This is a genomic window from Janibacter sp. UYMM211, assembly GCF_040547045.1.
GTDB lineage: Bacteria > Actinomycetota > Actinomycetes > Actinomycetales > Dermatophilaceae > Marihabitans > Marihabitans melonis.
This window is the reverse complement of sequence record NZ_JBEPOY010000002.1, coordinates 321,873-338,302: the sequence shown is the minus strand read 5'-3', so window position 1 is coordinate 338,302 and position 16,430 is coordinate 321,873. Positions and strand designations below refer to the sequence as shown.

Here is a 16,430-nt window from a genome sequence, read left to right as displayed (position 1 = left end):
GCACCGCTACCTCCTCACCCCCGCGACCCTGGCGGTCTTCGCCCTCGCCGCGTGCTCGGGGGACTCCCCCGTCTCGAGCAGCACCGGCACGAGCAGCACGTCCTCCAGCAGCGCGTCCTCCAGCGGCACCTCGAGCAGCACCTCCCCCAGCAGCGCCTCGAGCCCGAGCAGCAGCACCACCTCGAGCCCCTCGAGCGCCACGAGCAGCACGTCGAGCACCCCGGTCGTCTCGTCCTGCGTGAGCCGCACCGTCGCGGCGATGACGCCGACCCAGCACGCCGGCCAGCTGCTCATGGTCGCGCTCACCCCCCAGATGGGCACGAACGGCCTCGACGCACAGCTCGCCGACGGGCTCGGCAGCATGCTCTACCTCGGCGGCTGGACCGGCCGGGCGAACGTCGCCGCGACGAGCGAGCACCTGCAGGACTCCGCGGTGCGCGTCGGCGGCACCCGCGTCGGTGTCCTCGTCGCGGCCGACCAGGAGGGCGGCGAGGTCCAGCAGCTCACCGGCGAGGGCTTCTCGACCATCCCTTCCGGGCGTGAGCAGGGTGCCCTCGCACCGGCCGAGCTCACCCGGCAGGCGAAGGGGTGGGGAGCCGAGCTCGAGCAGGCGGGGGTCAACGTCAACCTCGCCCCGACGACCGACACCGTCCCCGCCGAGATCGGCCGGGGCAACGCCCCCATCGGGCAGTACGGGCGCGAGTACGGCTCGACCCCCGCGGCCGTGACGCGGGGCGCGACGGCCTTCGCGAAGGGGATGCACGCGGCGGGTGTCATGCCGACGACGAAGCACTTCCCCGGTATCGGCCGGATCACCGGCAACACCGACGCGACGGCCTCGGGCATCACCGACTCCACGGCGACGACGTCGGACCCGCACCTCGCCCCCTTCGCCGCCGCGATGCGGGCTACGCCGACGCTCGTCATGGTCGGGTCGGCCCGCTACCCGAAGATCGACGCCGACAACCAGGCGCCCTTCAGCCGGGCGGTCGTCACCGACCTGCTCCGCGAGCAGATGGGCTTCGACGGCGTCGTCGTCACCGACGACGTCGGGGTGGCCAAGGCGGTCGCGGACGTGCCCGTCGGCCAGCGCGCGACCCGCTTCATCGCCGCCGGGGGCGACGTCGTCCTCACCGCCGACGCGACCCAGACGCAGACGATGACCTCCGCGATCGTGCGCCGGGCGGCGTCCGACGAGGACTTCGCCGAGCAGGTGCAGGCCTCGGTGACGCGCGTCCTCACTCTGAAGGAGGACATGGGCCTGCTGCGCTGCGGCTGACCCCGTCCGCGCTCGCCCCTCCGCCGGCCCCCCCCTTCGCCGCCGGCTGCCGACCCGGCTACCACGCCGTACTGGTCGTGATCACCCCACCTACGGCGTGGTAGGTGGGGGCGCAGCCGAGCACGAAGGGGGCGCGGCGGGGCGCGAAGGGGGTGGCGGCCTCAGTGGGCGTGGTCGTGGTCGACGTGCACCGGCAGCCCGGACTGCACGTCGGTCACCGGCATCGAGGAGTCCGCGGGGAGCGAGAGGTCGCTCGCCGGGCGGCCCTTGATCATCATCTGCGCGCCGAGGCTGGCGACCATCGCGCCGTTGTCGGTGCACAGCCCCGGGCGCGGGATGCGCAGCTCGATGCCGGCCGCGTCGCAGCGCTCCTGGGCCATCGCGCGCAGCCGCGAGTTGGCGGCGACACCTCCGCCGACCTGCAGCGCGGCGACGTCGTGCTCGGTGCACGCGAGGACGGCCTTGCGGGTGAGCACGTCGACGACCGCCTCCTGGAAGGACGCGGCGACGTCGGGCACGGAGATCGCGACGCCGTCGGCGCGCTGGTGCTCGACCCACCGCGAGACGGCGGTCTTGAGACCGGAGAAGGAGAAGTCGAAGCGGTGGCGCTGCATGTCGCGGCCGGTCGTCAGCCCGCGGGGGAAGTCGATGACGACCTGCCCGTCGCGCGCGGCCCGGTCGACGTGCGGCCCGCCGGGGAAGGGCAGCCCGAGCACCCGTGCGACCTTGTCGAAGGCCTCGCCGGCCGCGTCGTCGATCGTCGACCCGAGGCTGCGGATGTCGTGCGTGACGTCGGGGACGAGCAGCAACGAGGAGTGCCCGCCCGACACGAGCATCGCGAGGGTCGGCTCGGGCAGCGGCCCGTGCTCGACGATGTCGACGGCGACGTGGCTGGCGAGGTGGTTGACCCCGTACAGCGGGATGCCGAGGGCGACGGACAGGGCCTTCGCCGAGGCGACGCCGACCATGAGCGCGCCGGCCAGACCGGGCCCGGAGGTCACGGAGATGCCGTCGAGGTCCTGCAGGCGCACACCGGCCTGGGCGCACGCACGCTCGAGGGTCGGGACCATCGCCTCGAGATGGGCGCGGCTGGCGACCTCGGGCACGACGCCGCCGAAGCGGGCGTGCTCCTCGACCGAGCTGGCGATCGCGTCGACGAGCAGCTCCTCGCCGCAGACGATCCCGATGCCGGTCTCGTCGCACGACGTCTCGATGCCGAGGACGAGCGGGGTGGAGGTGGTGGGCGGGGTCATCGGCTCTCCGGTCCGTCGGGCGGCGAAGGGGTGTCGAGGTCGAGCCCGAGGACGAGCGCGTCGACTCCCCCGGGGTAGTAGCCGCGTCGGCTGCTCAGCAGCCTCATCCCGGCGGCCTCGTACATGGCACGGGCCGCGACGTTGTCGGCGCGCACCTCGAGCAGCAGGCGGGCGGCGCCGCCGGCCCGCGCCCGGGCGACGAGCTCGTCGAGCAGCGACCGACCGAGCCCGCGGCGGCGGCCGCGCGGCGCGACGGCGATCGTCATGACGTCACCCACCTCGCCGCCGTGGTCCAGACCGGCGTAGCCGAGCACGCCCTCGTCGTCCTCGACGATGACGTAGTCGCGCCGCGGACGCGCGGCGAGCTCGCCCCACCAGGACTGCTCGGACCACGCGTCGTCGGGGTAGATCTGCTGCTCGAGCGCGGCGAGCGCGGGGATGTCTCGCCACCCGACCGCGCGCCACGTCGGCGTCGTCGCGGTCGCGCTCACTGCTGGGTCGCCCCCGCGGGCCCGGCGGAGGGGGTGCCGGGCGTCTGCTCGTCCTGGCGCTGGGCGCCGATCGCCGAGCGTGGCACCGACGGGGTGGCGTCGGGGCGGCGGAGGTACAGCGGGTCGGTGGGCTGGTCGAGACCGAGGCGGTGGCGGGCCAGGGCGACCCCGCCGAGCGCTGCGGCGGAGACGTCGAGCGGGCCGTCGGCGTTCGCCAGCGCCTCGGGGTAGAGCGAGGGACCACGACCGGCGGTGGGCAGGACGCGCTCGCCCTCGGGCAGGTCGACGGCGCGGCTGACGAGCGGACCGCGCGTCAGCTGCCAGGGCAGCGCGCTCTCGTCGCCCGCGGCCTGCGCGTAGACGCTCGCGTAGACCTCCTTGCGTCGGGCGTCGGTCGCGACGAGCAGCGGGCCCCGCCCCCCGGCGAGGTACCACTCGTGGGCGATCGCGTCGTGCGAGGGGACCCCGAGGACGGGCACCGAGCGGGCGAGGGCGAAGGTCCGCGCGGTGACGATGCCGACCCGCAGGCTCGTGAAGGGACCGGGCCCGGTGCCGACGGCGACGAGCTCGACGTCGGCCGGCGTCGCACCGGCGGCGGCGAGCGCCCGCTGCACGAGCGGCGCGAGGAGCTCGGTCGTCCCCCGGGGGTCGACGACGTGCTCCTGCGCCAGCAGGCCGCCGTCGAGGTCGAGCAGGGCGACGGCGACGGCCGAGGTCGAGGTGTCGAGCGCGAGGAGCATCAGACCTCCGCGGTGAGGGATCGGACGAGGGCGTCGGCGGGCGCGCCTGCCCACCGGCCACGGCCGGTGAGGGTCAGCGTGCGCGCCTCGGTCTCGGAGTCGGCGGCGAGGGTGATCTCGAGACGGTCCTCGCTGAGGTCCTCGACGAGGCCGCTGCCCCACTCGACGACGGTGACGCTGTCGGTGAGGTCGGTGTCGAGGTCGAGGTCGTCGAGCTCGGCGGCGCCCCCGAGCCGGTAGGCGTCGACGTGCACGAGAGCCGGCCCGCCGACGAGGCTCGGGTGCACACGGGCGATGACGAAGGTCGGCGAGGTGATCGGCCCGCGCACGCCCACCCCGTCGGCCAGGCCCTGGGTCATCGTCGTCTTGCCGGCACCGAGGCCGCCGGTGAGCACGACGAGGTCGCCGGCACGCAGCGACTCGCCGAGGCGTCGGCCGGCCTCTCGGGTGCTCTGCGGGGTCGGCAGCGAGATCGAGGTCATGCGCTCGCCTCGACGCCCGCCCCGGTGTCGCGCACCTCGACCCCCGAGGCCGAGCGGCCGCTGCGGGCCCGGGCGGCGACGCCCCGCTCGACGAGCGCGAGGAGCTCGCCCGTCACGACGTCGGGCCGCTCCATCGGCAGGAGGTGACCCGCGCCGGGCACGACGACGTGCACGCTCCGCGGCACGAGGTCGACGATGGCCTCGCTGTGCGAGGGAGGAGTCAGCTGGTCACGGCTGCCGCCGAGCACGAGCACCTCCGTGCGCGCCAGCCCGGGGAGCGCGTCGCGGACGTCGAGCTCGTCGAGCTGGGGCAAGAAGGCCGCGATCGTCGCCAGCGGGGTCGAGAAGATGACGTCGGAGAAGTACGACAGCGTCTCGTCGTCGGCCCGCTCGCCGAAGCCGTAGCGTTGGACCGCCGTGCGCTCGGCGTCACGCCCGACGCGCCGCAGACCGCCCCAGACGCCGTCGCGCGAACCGAGGCGGCGCAGCAGGCCCGGGCCGAGGCGCACGACGAGGCCGTCGAGCAGGGGCCCGAAGCCGACGCTCACGAGTCCGCCGCCGCCCGCGCTCGTCGACACCAGCCCGACCGCGCGCACCCGCTCCTCGACGAGCGCGGGCTGCTGCTGGGCCAGGCTCATGATCGTCATGCCGCCCATGGAGTGCCCGACGAGCACGACCGGGCCGCTCGGCACGACGGCCTCCAGGACGCTGCGCAGGTCGCGGCCGAGCTGCTCGATCGTGCAGTCCGAGAGGTCGCCCTGCCCGGACAGCCCGTGGTTGCGCTGGTCGTAGGTGACGACGCGGTAGCCCTCGAGCACGAGGCGCCGGCGCTGGTGCGCCCACGTCGTGAGGTCGATCGTGAATCCGTGGACGAGGACGACGGTGGGACGACCGCGGCGGGTCGACCCCTTCGGCTCGTCGACCTCGACGTGCAGGACGGTGCCGTCGGTCGCGAGGACCGACTCGACCCGACCGGGGGTGAAGCCCCACGGGTGGGTGCCGTCGGGGTGCGAGGTGCGGACCGGGCCGTGGCCACGGCGAGCGGCGATCGCCCCGGCGCCCGCGGCGATGACACCGGCGCCCAGCGAGGCCCCGAGCGCGGTCTTCGTGCGTCGCGAGGCCATCACGACCGCTCCCCCGAGCCGGCCCCGCCGAGGTAGACCCGCGGCACGCGGGCGCCGATGCGGGTGACGACCTCGTAGTTGATCGTGCCGGCCGCCTCCGCCCAGTCCTGCGCGGTCGGCTCGCCGTCGACGCCGCGGCCGAGGAGCACGACCTCGTCACCGGGCTGCGCGTCGCTGCCCGGGCCGAGGTCGACGACGACCTGGTCCATGCACACGCGTCCGGCGATGCGCAGGCGGTCTCCCCCGACCTGGATCGGGCCGGCGTTGCCCGCGTGGCGCGGGATGCCGTCGGAGTAGCCGAGCGGCACGAGGCCGAGGCGGGTCGCCCGCGAGGTCGTGTACTCGTGGCCGTAGGAGACGCCCTGGCCGGCCGGGGCGTCCTTGACCGACACGAGGCGGGCGGTCAGCCGCATCGCCTCGCGCAGCCCGAAGTCCTCGGGCGACCCGAGGTCGGGCACCGGCGACAGCCCGTAGACCGCCAGACCGGGACGCACGAGGTCGAAGGCGGCGGAGGGGTTGGTGAGGGTCGCCGCGGAGTTCGCGAGATGACGAAGGGGGATCCGCAGCCCGAGCCGCTCGGCCCGCGCGCACGTCGTCTCGAAGACCTCCTGCTGCGCGCGCACCGTCGGGTGCTCGGGGGCGTCGGCCCAGGCGAAGTGCGACCAGATGCCCTCGACCTCGACGACCTGCTCGGTCGCGAGCTCGGCCGCCCGGCGCAGGACGTGCTCGAGGTCCTCGCCCCACGACCCGCCGCGGCCCAGGCCGGTGTCGACCTTGAGGTGGGTGCGGGCGGTCAGGCCCGTCTCGCGAGCGGCACCGGCGATCGCCTCGAGGGCCCACGGGGAGCCGGCGGACAGGGTGATGCCCGTCCGGACCGCCTCGGTGAGGTCGTCGCCCGGGGCGAAGAGCCAGGTGAGCAGGGGCGCATCGACACCGGAGCGGCGCAGCCCGAGGGCCTCCGCGAGCTGGGCGACGGCGAGGTAGCGCGCCCCGCCGGCGATCGCGGCCCGGGCCGAGGGGACGAGGCCGTGACCGTAGGCGTCGGCCTTGACGACGGCCATGACGCCGGCCTGACCGGCCCGGCGGTCGAGCTCGACGACGTTGTCGCGGATCGCGTCGAGGTCGACGCTCACGCGGCTCGTGCCGAGGTAGGGCGGGGCTGACGAGGTGGGCTCGAGCGGGGCGGTGGACATGGTCGTCCCATCCTAGGTCGGCTGCCCCGGGCGACCGCGCAGGCTGCTCAGCGGGTCCGGCGCCACTCGTAGGGGGTCGTCGCCGTCACCCGCACGAGGCCCGAGCGCTCGAGGACGGGCCGGGACCCCTCGGTCGAGTCCGAGTGGATCCAGCGCACGCCGCGCCGCATCGCCGAGCGGGCCCGCTCGGCGGTGAGCGCCCGGTAGACGCCCTGGCGGCGCCACTGCGGCAGGGTGGCCCCGCCCCAGATGCCGGCGACCCCGGAGTCGCCCACCGGCTCGAGCCGGCCGCACGAGATGACCTGGCCGTCGTGCTCGGCGACCCACATCTCGAGGTCGTCGCGCCCCGACATCACCCTTCGCACGATCTCGTCGGCGATCCGGCGCGCGTCCTGCGGCGAGCTGTCGAAGACGGCCGCCGCGCACGCCTCGGCCGCGCGCAGCCCCCCTTCGTCCTCGACCCGACGGATGGTCACGCCGTGCGGCAGCGGCAGGTCGAGCGCGAGCGCGCTCGCCGCGCCGATCATCACCGACTCGACCTCCTGCGGCTGCAGGCCGTGCGCGCGCAGCGCCTCGTCGAGGCCCGGGGCCTCGTCGTGGCCGCGTGTCTTCCACTCGACGACGTCGACCGCCGGGTCGTCGAGGAGCGGACGCACGACCCGCGCGACGAGGTCGGCGATGCCCTCGGCGTCGAGACCGCCGAGGTCGCGGTAGGTGACAAAGCCTCGCTCGGCGCCGTAGCGCCCGACGAGGACCGGGCCGACCCGCTCGACGCGGTCGGCGGAGGGCACCTCGCCCTCGGCACGCAGGTGCTCGTCGTAGAGCGCGAGGAGCGCGGCCCGGTCGAGGGTGGCGGCGGCGAAGGGGGTGTCGGTCACCCCGGCGATGCTGCCAGGAGGCGCGCGAGGGTTCGACCGATTTCTTCGGCGACGGCGAGGGCCCGGACGGGCCCGCCGCCGCTCGCGTCGTGCGCGGCCTCGCCGTGGACGAGCGCGCCGAGGGCGCCGGCAGTTGCGGGGTCGAGCCCGGCGGCGAGCAGGGTGCCGACGAGACCGGTGAGGACGTCGCCGGAGCCAGCCGTCGCGAGCCAGGCCGGGGCGCTGGACTGGACGAGGACCGGACCGCTCGGGGGCACGACGAGGGTGCTCGCGCCCTTGAGCAGGACGGTGGCGCCGGTGAGCTCGCCGATCCGCCGGGCGTGCGTCACCGGGTCGGCCTCGACGTCGGCCCGCTCGACCTCGCCGCCCCCGAGCCGCGAGAGCAGCCGCGCGGCCTCGCCGGCGTGCGGCGTGAGCAGGGTCGGGGCGTCGCGGACCCCGGTGACGAGATCGAGACCGCCGGCGTCGAGGAGGACCGGCAGATCGGAGTCGAGGGCCTCTCGCGCGACGTCGAGCTGCGCCTTGGCCCCCTTCGCCCGGGACGCGACGTCGAGACCGGGGCCGATCGCCCAGGCCTGCACCCGTCCGGGCCCGTGGGTGGCCTCGGGCACGGAGGCGCGCACGAGCGCCTCGGGCTCGGGGGTGCCGACGTAGCGCAGCATCCCTACGCCCGCGGTGACCGCCGCCGTCGCGGAGAGCACCGCCGCCCCGGTGTAGGACTCGCCGCCGGCGACGAGCCCGAGGACGCCGCGGGAGTACTTGTCGTCGCCGCGCTGCGGGACCGGCCACAGGGCCGCGACGTCGTCGGGGTCGAGCGAGGTGACGGCCGGCTCGCCGGGCGCCCGGACACCGATGTCGATGACCGTGAGCAGGCCGGTCGTCGACTCGGTGGGCGGCAGCAGGTGCACCGGCTTGGGCGCGACGAAGGTCACCGTCTCGTCGGCGAAGACCGCGTCGGGCACGACTGGTCCGCCGTCGACGGGCTGCCCGGAGGGGGCGTCGACGGCGATGACGTAGGCGCCGGGGTAGATCGCGTCGACCCAGTGCCTGGCGAAGAGCGGGACCCCCGGGCGCCCCCCGAGGCCCGTGATGCCGTCGAGGACGACGTGCGCGGCGGAGATCGTCGCGAGCGCCTCGGGACCGTCACCCGCGTGGAGCTGTGCGCCGGCGGCGGCCGCGGCCTCGGCGGCCTCCTGCTGGGCCGGCACCGCGGTGGTGTCGTGGACGACCGCGGCGACGTCGAGCCCCTTCTTCGCGAGCCGGTGCACGGCCCACAGGGCGTCGGCGCCGTTGTTGCCGGGGCCGACGAGCGCGACGACGCGCTGGCCGCCCTGCTCGCGCAGCCGGTGGCGGGCCACCTTCGCCAGCGCCTTCGCGGCGCGACGCATGAGCTCGCCGGACTCGAGGAGCTCGGGCTCCCCCTGCTCGGCGGCGCGGACCTGGTCGGCTCGGTATCCGTGGATCACCCCGCCGACGCTATCCCCCTTCGCGCCGTGCGACCGCCCCCCGCCCCGACGCGACCGGCCCCGCTGCGACGCGAGCTACCACGCAGTACTGGTCGTCATCGTGACCAGTACTGCGTGGTAGCTCGCGGGAGAGCCCGCGTCACTCGACGGTGACGGACTTCGCGAGGTTGCGCGGCTGGTCGACGTCGAGGCCCTTGGCCGTCGACAGGTGCAGGGCGAAGACCTGCAGCGGGATGACCGTGAGCAGCGGCTGGAGCAGCGGCGAGGTCTTCGGCACCCGGATCACCTCGTCGGCGAAGGGCACGACGTCCTCGTCGCCCTCCTCTGCGATGACGAGCGTGCGCGCCCCGCGCGCCCGGATCTCCTGGATGTTGGAGACGACCTTCTTGTGCAGGCCGTGGGGGGTGTCCGGACCGGGCACGACGACGAAGACCGGCTGGCCGGGCTCGATGAGCGCGATCGGGCCGTGCTTGAGCTCACCGGCCGCGAAGCCCTCGGCGTGGATGTAGGCGAGCTCCTTGAGCTTGAGCGCGCCCTCCATGGCGATCGGGTAGCCGACGTGGCGCCCGAGGAAGAGCACCGAGCGGGAGTCGGCCATGAAGCGCGCGATCTCCTCGACGCGGTCGGTCGACGCGAGCAGGGTCTCGATGTGCTCGGGCATCTCGTGCAGCTCGGCCATGACCTGCTTCGCGTCGTCCGCGTAGGTCTGGCCGCGCAGCTGGGCGAGGTAGAGGCCGAGGACGTAGCAGGCGGTGATCTGGGCGACGAAGGCCTTCGTCGACGCCACGGCGATCTCCGGGCCGGCGTGCGTGTAGAGCACGGCGTCGGAGCCGCGCGGGATCGTGCTGCCGTGGGTGTTGCAGATCGAGATCGTGCGGGCCCCGAGGTCCTTGGCGTGCTTGACCGCCATGAGGGTGTCCATCGTCTCGCCGGACTGGCTGATCGACACGACGAGGGTGCGGGCGTCGACGATCGGGTCGCAGTAGCGGAACTCGTGGGCCAGCGAGACCTCGACCGGGATCCGGGTCCAGTGCTCGATGGCGTACTTCGCGACCATGCCCGCGTAGGCCGCGGTGCCGCAGGCGACGACGTAGATCCGGTTGACCTCGCGCAGCTCCTCCTCGGAGATGCGCAGCTCGTCGAGGACGAGCCGGCCGTCCTCGTCGGTGCGACCGAGCAGCGTGTCGCGCACGGCGGCCGGCTGGTCGTGGATCTCCTTCTCCATGAAGGTCTCGTACCCGCCCTTCTCGGCGGCCGCGGCGTCCCACGTGACCTCGTAGTCCTTGCCCTGCGCGGGCGTGCCGTCGAAGCCGACGATCGAGTAGCCCTGCGGGGTGATCGTGACGATCTGGTCCTGCTCGAGCTCGACGGCGTGCTTCGTGTAGCCGATGAAGGCCGCGACGTCGGAGCCGAGGAAGTTCTCGCCCTCGCCGACGCCGACGACGAGCGGGCTGTTGCGGCGGGCGGCGACGACCGTGTCGGCGTCGTCGGCGTGCACGGCGAGGAGGGTGAAGGCGCCCTCGAGCCGGTTGACCACGTCACGCATGGCCTCGGTGAGGTCACCGGTGGCGGCGAAGGCACGGGCCAGGAGGTGGGCGGAGACCTCGGTGTCGGTCTCGGAGGTGAAGGTGACGCCCTCGGCGAGCAGCTCGTTCTTCAGCGCGTGGAAGTTCTCGATGATGCCGTTGTGCACGACGGCGAGCTTGCCGTCGGGACCGCCGCGGTGCGGGTGCGCGTTGGCGTCGGTCGGGCCGCCGTGGGTGGCCCAGCGGGTGTGCCCGATCGCGGTGCGCGACGTCGGCACCGTCGCGCCCTCGAGGGCGGCGGTGAGGTTGGCGAGCTTGCCGGCGCGCTTGGCGGTGAAGACCTCGTCCTGCGACACGAGCGCCACGCCCGCGGAGTCGTACCCGCGGTACTCGAGGCGCGCGAGCCCCTCCATGACGACGCCGAGCGCCTTGCCGTCGGTGTCCGGGCCGACATATCCCACGATTCCACACATGGGCCGAAGCGTATCTGCCACGGCCTGAAGGGGTCTCATCACGACGCGCGGGCGGGACGCGCCGCCGTGCCGACGCGGCCGGTCAGCCGTCCCGGCCCGCCGGTGGGGCACACTGACCGCGTGTCACCGGCGCCCGTCCCCTCCCCGTATGTCGAGCTCGACCGACGCGACTGGGCGCGACTTCGCGAGAACCACCCGCTGAGCCTCGACGAGGCCGACCTCGCCCGGCTGCGCGGGCTCGGCGACCCGATCGACCTCGAGGAGGTCGAGGAGGTCTACCTCCCCCTGTCGCGGCTGCTCACCTTCTACGTCTCGGCGACGACCCGGCTGCACCGCATCACCTCGACCTTCCTCGGCGAGCGCCCCCCGCAGTCCCCCTTCGTCATCGGCGTCGCCGGCTCGGTCGCCGTCGGCAAGTCGACGACCGCCCGCATCCTGCGCGAGCTCATGCGGCGCTGGCCCGACACCCCGCACGTCGAGCTCATCACGACCGACGGCTTCCTGCTGCCCAACGCCGAGCTCGAGCGACGGGGCCTGCTGCAGCGCAAGGGCTTCCCCGAGTCCTACGACCGGCGCGCGCTGCTGCGCTTCATGGCCTCGGTCAAGGCCGGTCACCGCGAGGTCCGCGCCCCTGTCTACTCGCACCTCACCTACGACATCGTCCCCGGCGAGCACGTCGTCGTGCGCCAGCCCGAGGTGCTCGTCGTCGAGGGGCTCAACGTCCTGCAGCCCCCCATGGCGCGCGGCGACGGCCGGCCCGGCATGGCCGTCTCGGACTACTTCGACTTCTCGGTCTACGTCGACGCGCACGTCGAGGACATCCGGGCCTGGTACGTCGAGCGCTTCCTGCACCTGCGCGAGACCGCCTTCGCCGACCCGGCGAGCTACTTCCACCGCTACGCGGCCCTGTCCGACGACGAGGCCCGCGAGCGCGCGCTGCAGATCTTCCGCGACATCAACGAGCCCAACCTCGTCGACAACGTCCTGCCGACGCGCAGCCGAGCCACCCTCGTGCTGTCCAAGGACCGCGAGCACCAGGTCCGTCGGATCCGCCTGCGCAAGCTCTGAGGGCGGGCGAAGGGGGACCCGGCCCCGTCGGGTCCGCGTCCGCCGGCCGGCCGGTCGCGGGGCTAGACCGCGGCTGCGAGGACCGAGGCGACCATGCCCGTCGGGCGGCGCGAGCCGGTCCACACGGCGCGCAGCTCGCGGGTGAGGTCGACGCCGTCGACGCGCACCTCGACGAGCTCGCCGCTCGCGAGCAGTCCGGCGACCGCGAGCTCGCTGAGCACCGCGGGCGACTGCGCCGACAGGGCGGCGATGCGCACGGCCGTGCTCGTCGTCAGCTCGAGCGCGGGCCGCACCGCGAGGCCGTGCTGCTCGAGGGCGTCCTCGAGCGCGACCCGCGTGCCCGACCCGGCCTCGCGGACGAGCAGCGCGGTGGCGGCGAGCTCCGACGCCGTGACCGGGAGGCGACGTCGTCGCGCCCACGGGTGCCCCGGAGCCACGACGACGACGAGCCGGTCGCTCGCGACGACCGTGCTGTGCAGCCCGCTCGGCACCCGCCCGTCCTCGACGAAGCCGATGTCGGCCTCGCCGCCGCGGACCGCACGGGCCACCTCCGTGGAGTTCGCCGCGACGAGGGCGACCTCGACGTCGGGATGGGCGGTGCGCAGCGGCACGAGCCACCGCGGCAGGAGGTACTCCGCGATCGTCATGCTCGCGGCGACGGTGACGGCGCTGCGGCCCGACACGAGGGTGCGCTGGGCGTCGGAGAAGCGGGCCGCCGCGGCGAGCAGGTCACGTGCCCAGTCCACGACGAGAGCGCCCTGCGCGGTGAGCACGGTCCCGGACGGCGTGCGCTGCAGCAGGGTGACCCCGGTCCGGCGCTCGAGGCGCAGCAGCGAGCGGCTCGCGCTCGGCTGACCGGTGCCCACCGCGGCGGCAGCCGCGCCGATGCTGCCCGTCTCCGCGACGGCGACGAGCAGCTCGAGCACGGCGAGGTCGGGCCAGGTGGTCACGCGGCCACCGTAGCCCTCGCCCATGCCCCGTGGACATGGGTCCATGGCAGACCGGGGCCTGGCGCACCCCCGGCCACGAGACGAGCGTGGGGTGCATGACCCAGGCAGTGCTCGTCCCGGACCGCGCGCCGACCGACCCCTGTCACCGCACCGGTGCCGGACCCGGGCTCCTCCTCGCGGTGTCGGTCGCGCTCCTCGCGCACGGGCTGCACGCCGCAGTACCTACGGCGCACCCGTCCCTCGTGGCCGTCGCCGTCGGTGCGGCCGCGGGCCTCGGCGGTCTCGTCCCCGGTGCCGCGGCCCCCGGGGTGGCCGTCGCGGGCCGCACGGTGCTGCGCTGGGCGGTCGTGCTCCTCGGGCTCCAGCTGTCGCTCGCCGAGGTCGCCGGCCTGGGCCCCGGCGTGCTCGTCCTCGCCGTCGTCGTCGTGACCGGCGGCGTGGTGGGCACCCTCGCGATGGGTCGCGCGCTCGGGGTGCCGCCGGCGATGCGCCTGCTCCTCGCGTGCGGCTTCTCCATCTGCGGCGCGGCCGCCGTCGCCGGCGTGCGCGATCTCGCCGACGCCGACGACGAGGAGGTCTCGGCGGCCGTCGCGCTCGTCGTCGTCCTCGGCACCACGACGATGCTGCTCCTCCCTCTCGGCCTCGCCCTCACCCCGCTCGACGTCCGGACCCGCGGCGTCGTCGTCGGCGCGTCGGTCCACGAGGTCGCCCAGGTCGTCGTCGCCGGGGGCCTCGTCGGCGGCGCCGGCCTCGGGGCCGCCGTGATCGCCAAGCTCGCCCGGATCGTCCTCCTCGCGCCGACGCTGCTCGCCCTGCGCCTGACGACCGCACGGCGGGGCGCCGCGGACGCGGCCCGCCCGCCGCTGCTGCCGTGGTTCGTCGTCGGATTCCTCGTCCTGGCCGCCGGGCGCAGCCTCCTCGACGCGCCCCCGCCCGCGCTCGCCGTCGCCGCCGAGGTCCAGGGCGTGGCCATGGCGGGCGCGATGTTCGCCCTCGGCTGCGGCCTGCGGCGCGAGACCCTGCGCCGGGTCGGGGCCCGTCCGGTCCTCCTCGCCGTCGTCGCGACGCTCCTCGTCCTCGCCCTCGCGCTCACCGGCGCCCTGCTCCTGGGGTGACACCCGGCGCCCCCGAGCACGACGAAGGGGGACCGCTCGGCGGTCCCCCTTCGTCAGCTGCGAGCCGGGCTCGGTGCCGGCTGCGAGCCGGTCTCAGTACCAGTGCGGGTCGTTGTTGCTCCAGAACTGGTAGGCCGCGCAGGGCGAGCCGTAGGCGTCCTTGATGTACTTCATGCCCCAGCGCATCTGCGTCTCGGGGTTCGTGCGCCAGTCCGGGCCGGCGGTCGCCATCTTCTCCGCGGGCAGCGACTGCGGGATGCCGTAGGCGCCCGAGCTCGCGTTCGTCGCGTCCCACTCGAAGTCGCTCTCGCCGATCCACAGCGACTGCAGGCAGCCCCACTGGTCGTCGGAGAAGCCGTGGTCGCGCATGATCTCGATCGCGTAGGGCTTGGGGTTGGCCTGGACCGCCTTGAGCCGGTCGGTCTTCGCCTTCGCGGCGGCCTTGCGCTTGGCGAGCGCCTTCTGCGCGGCGGCCTTCTTCTTCGCCGCAGCCTGCTCCTTGGCCTTCTTCGCCTCGGCGATCCGCTCCTGCTCACGGCTCTCGCTGCGGCTGGCGGCCACGGAGCGGCGCTCGTCGGCGAGGCGCTGGGCGTCGGCCGACCCGGTGCTGTCGGTGAGCGCGGTGAAGGCGTCGCCCACGGGGGCGGCGCGCCCGGTGAGGGCGACGTCGGACTGCGGCGCGGCGGTGGCCGGTGTCTCACCGGTGCCGACGGCTGCGCCGACCGAGGCGATGAGGGCGACGGCGATGCCCGACCCGACGACGGGTCGCTTCATCGCGGCGGCCGACGGCATGCGCCGACCGCGGGTGCGCGTCACTCCGTGCCGCGGGGTGTAGTCCGTGCTCAACAGGTCCTCCCTCATGCAGCGACCACCCGCGCTCGCGGGTGGTCGGCTGCCGTGCCGGTGGGCGTCCTCGTCGTGCGGGACGCTCCGTTACCGTTTCGAGACCTTACCGTCAGCCCCGGGGAGGACTCAAATCGGCTAGAGCTCGCCGCCTTCGAGCAGGTCCGTCACGAGCGCGGCGATCGGGCTGCGCTCGCTGCGGGTGAGGGTGACGTGCGCGAAGAGGGGGTGGCCCTTGAGCCGCTCGATGACCGCGGCGACCCCGTCGTGACGCCCGACCCGCAGGTTGTCGCGCTGGGCGACGTCGTGGGTGAGGACGATCTTGCTGTTCTGACCGATGCGCGACATCACGGTGAGCAGGACGTTGCGCTCGAGGCTCTGCGCCTCGTCGACGACGACGAAGGCGTCGTGGAGCGAGCGCCCCCGGATGTGCGTGAGCGGCAGGACCTCGAGCATCTCGCGGTCGATGATCTCCTCGACGACCTCGCGCGAGACGAGCGCGCTGAGGGTGTCGTAGACCGCCTGGGCCCACGGACCCATCTTCTCGTCGCCGGAGCCGGGCAGGTAGCCCAGGTCCTGGCCGCCGACGGCGTACAGCGGGCGGAAGACGACGACCTTGCGGTGCTGACGGCGCTCCATGACCGCCTCGAGGCCCGCGCACAGCGCGAGCGCGCTCTTGCCGGTGCCGGCGCGCCCGCCGAGGCTGACGATGCCGACGTCGGGGTCGAGGAGGAGGTCGAGGGCGATCCGCTGCTCCGCGCTGCGGCCGTGCAGCCCGAAGGCGTCCCGGTCGCCGCGCACGAGGCGGACCTGGCGGTCGGCGGTGACCCGCCCGAGCGCTCCCCCGCGCGGCGAGATGAGCCGCAGGCCGGTGTGGCACGGCAGGTCGCCGAGGTCGTCGTGGCTCATACGGCCGTGCTCGAAGAGCTCGTCGACCTGCTCGACCGTCACGTCGAGGTCGGTGATGCCGGTGAAGCCCGAGTCGATGACCGACTGCTCGGCGCGGTACTCCTGGGCGTCGAGGCCCAGGGCCGAGGCCTTGACCCGCATCGGCAGGTCCTTGCTGACGACGGTGACGCGACCGCCGTGCACCGACAGGTCCTGCGCGACGGCGAGGATGCGCGTGTCGTTGTCACCGAGGCGGAAGCCCGCGGGCAGCACCCCAGGGTCGGCGTCGCCGAGCTCGACCCGCAGCGTGCCGCCGTCGTCGCCGACGGGGATCGGTGCGTCGAGACCGCCGGCCTCGACCCGCAGGTCGTCGAGCAGGCGCAGCGCGGTGCGGGCGAAGTAGCCGAGCTCGGGGTGGTGGCGCTTGGCCTCGAGCTCGGTGATGACGACGACCGGGAGGACGACGTCGTGCTCCTTGAAGCGCAGCAGCGCCCGCGGGTCGGACAGGAGCACGGAGGTGTCGAGCACGTAGGTGCGGGTGGCCTCGTCCTGGTCGGGGAGCGGGACCGGGTCAGCCGCGAGGCGCTCGGACGGGGCGAGGTGGGTCATCATGGCCACTGCGATCTCCTCCGCACGCTCGCGCCGACCGGCGCCAGCGCGC

Annotated in this window: 16 protein-coding genes; 3 read left to right on the top strand and 13 right to left on the bottom strand. The window is 74.7% G+C overall.

The window, feature by feature from the left end; genetic code table 11:
- Positions 1-6: 6 nt before the first annotated feature.
- A complete protein-coding gene (locus ABIB53_RS06755; protein WP_354587602.1) occupies positions 7-294 on the bottom strand; it encodes a hypothetical protein in 288 nt (95 codons plus the stop codon).
- On the opposite strand from ABIB53_RS06755, the gene ABIB53_RS06750 reads away from it, so the two are divergent.
- Positions 260-1,279, top strand: a complete 1,020-nt coding sequence (locus ABIB53_RS06750) for a glycoside hydrolase family 3 N-terminal domain-containing protein (protein WP_229300632.1) — start codon at positions 260-262, stop codon at positions 1,277-1,279. The genes ABIB53_RS06755 and ABIB53_RS06750 overlap by 35 nt on opposite strands.
- Before the next feature lie 161 nt (positions 1,280-1,440).
- Here the strand turns inward: ABIB53_RS06750 and tsaD are convergent, their stop codons facing one another.
- The 9 genes from tsaD to glmS form a co-directional block, all read right to left on the bottom strand.
- A complete protein-coding gene (gene tsaD, locus ABIB53_RS06745; protein WP_068273258.1) occupies positions 1,441-2,532 on the bottom strand; it encodes a tRNA (adenosine(37)-N6)-threonylcarbamoyltransferase complex transferase subunit TsaD in 1,092 nt (363 codons plus the stop codon).
- Positions 2,529-3,023, bottom strand: coding sequence for a ribosomal protein S18-alanine N-acetyltransferase (rimI, locus tag ABIB53_RS06740; RefSeq protein WP_201465676.1), 495 nt, complete (start codon positions 3,021-3,023; stop codon positions 2,529-2,531). The genes tsaD and rimI overlap by 4 nt, the downstream gene beginning before the upstream one ends.
- Positions 3,020-3,763: a tRNA (adenosine(37)-N6)-threonylcarbamoyltransferase complex dimerization subunit type 1 TsaB gene (gene tsaB, locus ABIB53_RS06735; RefSeq protein ID WP_354587601.1), complete on the bottom strand. Its 744-nt coding sequence runs from the start codon at positions 3,761-3,763 to the stop codon at positions 3,020-3,022. Before tsaB ends, rimI begins: the two co-directional genes overlap by 4 nt.
- Positions 3,763-4,245 carry a tRNA (adenosine(37)-N6)-threonylcarbamoyltransferase complex ATPase subunit type 1 TsaE gene (tsaE, locus tag ABIB53_RS06730; RefSeq protein ID WP_354587600.1) on the bottom strand — a complete coding sequence of 161 codons (483 nt, stop codon included), beginning with the start codon at positions 4,243-4,245 and terminating at the stop codon, positions 3,763-3,765. The genes tsaB and tsaE overlap by 1 nt, the downstream gene beginning before the upstream one ends.
- On the bottom strand, positions 4,242-5,369 hold the full coding sequence (locus ABIB53_RS06725) for an alpha/beta fold hydrolase (protein WP_354587599.1): 1,128 nt from the start codon (positions 5,367-5,369) through the stop codon (positions 4,242-4,244). Before ABIB53_RS06725 ends, tsaE begins: the two co-directional genes overlap by 4 nt.
- The gene (alr, locus tag ABIB53_RS06720) at positions 5,369-6,562 is read right to left on the bottom strand and encodes an alanine racemase (protein WP_354587598.1); all 1,194 of its coding nucleotides are present in this window, start codon (positions 6,560-6,562) and stop codon (positions 5,369-5,371) included. The genes ABIB53_RS06725 and alr overlap by 1 nt, the downstream gene beginning before the upstream one ends.
- 47 nt (positions 6,563-6,609) lie before the next feature.
- Positions 6,610-7,440, bottom strand: a complete 831-nt coding sequence (locus ABIB53_RS06715; RefSeq protein WP_354587597.1) for a GNAT family N-acetyltransferase — start codon at positions 7,438-7,440, stop codon at positions 6,610-6,612.
- Positions 7,437-8,906 carry a bifunctional ADP-dependent NAD(P)H-hydrate dehydratase/NAD(P)H-hydrate epimerase gene (locus ABIB53_RS06710; protein ID WP_354587596.1) on the bottom strand — a complete coding sequence of 490 codons (1,470 nt, stop codon included), beginning with the start codon at positions 8,904-8,906 and terminating at the stop codon, positions 7,437-7,439. Before ABIB53_RS06710 ends, ABIB53_RS06715 begins: the two co-directional genes overlap by 4 nt.
- 139 nt (positions 8,907-9,045) lie before the next feature.
- Positions 9,046-10,905, bottom strand: a complete 1,860-nt coding sequence (glmS, locus tag ABIB53_RS06705) for a glutamine--fructose-6-phosphate transaminase (isomerizing) (RefSeq protein ID WP_123091215.1) — start codon at positions 10,903-10,905, stop codon at positions 9,046-9,048.
- A 120-nt stretch (positions 10,906-11,025) separates the two neighbouring features.
- Between glmS and coaA the strand changes: the two genes are divergently transcribed.
- Complete coding sequence (gene coaA, locus ABIB53_RS06700; RefSeq protein ID WP_224766887.1) at positions 11,026-11,973, top strand: type I pantothenate kinase; 948 nt, start codon at positions 11,026-11,028, stop codon at positions 11,971-11,973.
- A gap of 62 nt (positions 11,974-12,035) precedes the next feature.
- Here coaA and ABIB53_RS06695 read toward each other — a convergent pair whose 3' ends face one another.
- Entirely contained in the window at positions 12,036-12,923 is an 888-nt protein-coding gene (locus tag ABIB53_RS06695) for a LysR family transcriptional regulator (protein ID WP_240341619.1), read from the bottom strand.
- Between the two features lie 95 nt (positions 12,924-13,018).
- Between ABIB53_RS06695 and ABIB53_RS06690 the strand changes: the two genes are divergently transcribed.
- On the top strand, positions 13,019-14,038 hold the full coding sequence (locus tag ABIB53_RS06690) for a YeiH family protein (protein WP_354587594.1): 1,020 nt from the start codon (positions 13,019-13,021) through the stop codon (positions 14,036-14,038).
- A 93-nt stretch (positions 14,039-14,131) separates the two neighbouring features.
- On the opposite strand, the gene ABIB53_RS06685 is transcribed toward ABIB53_RS06690, so the two are convergent.
- Positions 14,132-14,884, bottom strand: a complete 753-nt coding sequence (locus tag ABIB53_RS06685) for an aggregation-promoting factor C-terminal-like domain-containing protein (RefSeq protein WP_354587592.1) — start codon at positions 14,882-14,884, stop codon at positions 14,132-14,134.
- Positions 14,885-15,019: 135 nt separating this feature from the next.
- On the bottom strand, positions 15,020-16,378 hold the full coding sequence (phoH2, locus tag ABIB53_RS06680; RefSeq protein WP_354587936.1) for an RNA 5'-3' helicase PhoH2: 1,359 nt from the start codon (positions 16,376-16,378) through the stop codon (positions 15,020-15,022).
- Between the last annotated feature and the right edge of the window lie 52 nt (positions 16,379-16,430).

Bases quoted from the DNA above. Each gene is read 5' to 3' on its own strand.
- tsaE (WP_354587600.1), bottom strand. From the start codon at position 4,245: ATGACCTCGATCTCGCTGCCGACCCCGCAGAGCACCCGAGAGGCCGGC.
- tsaD (WP_068273258.1), bottom strand. From the start codon at position 2,532: ATGACCCCGCCCACCACCTCCACCCCGCTCGTCCTCGGCATCGAGACG.
- glmS (WP_123091215.1), bottom strand. From the start codon at position 10,905: ATGTGTGGAATCGTGGGATATGTCGGCCCGGACACCGACGGCAAGGCG.
- phoH2 (WP_354587936.1), bottom strand. From the start codon at position 16,378: ATGACCCACCTCGCCCCGTCCGAGCGCCTCGCGGCTGACCCGGTCCCG.
- ABIB53_RS06725 (WP_354587599.1), bottom strand. From the start codon at position 5,369: ATGGCCTCGCGACGCACGAAGACCGCGCTCGGGGCCTCGCTGGGCGCC.
- tsaB (WP_354587601.1), bottom strand. From the start codon at position 3,763: ATGCTCCTCGCGCTCGACACCTCGACCTCGGCCGTCGCCGTCGCCCTG.
- alr (WP_354587598.1), bottom strand. From the start codon at position 6,562: ATGTCCACCGCCCCGCTCGAGCCCACCTCGTCAGCCCCGCCCTACCTC.
- ABIB53_RS06755 (WP_354587602.1), bottom strand. From the start codon at position 294: ATGAGCAGCTGGCCGGCGTGCTGGGTCGGCGTCATCGCCGCGACGGTG.
- ABIB53_RS06750 (WP_229300632.1), top strand. From the start codon at position 260: ATGACGCCGACCCAGCACGCCGGCCAGCTGCTCATGGTCGCGCTCACC.
- ABIB53_RS06690 (WP_354587594.1), top strand. From the start codon at position 13,019: ATGACCCAGGCAGTGCTCGTCCCGGACCGCGCGCCGACCGACCCCTGT.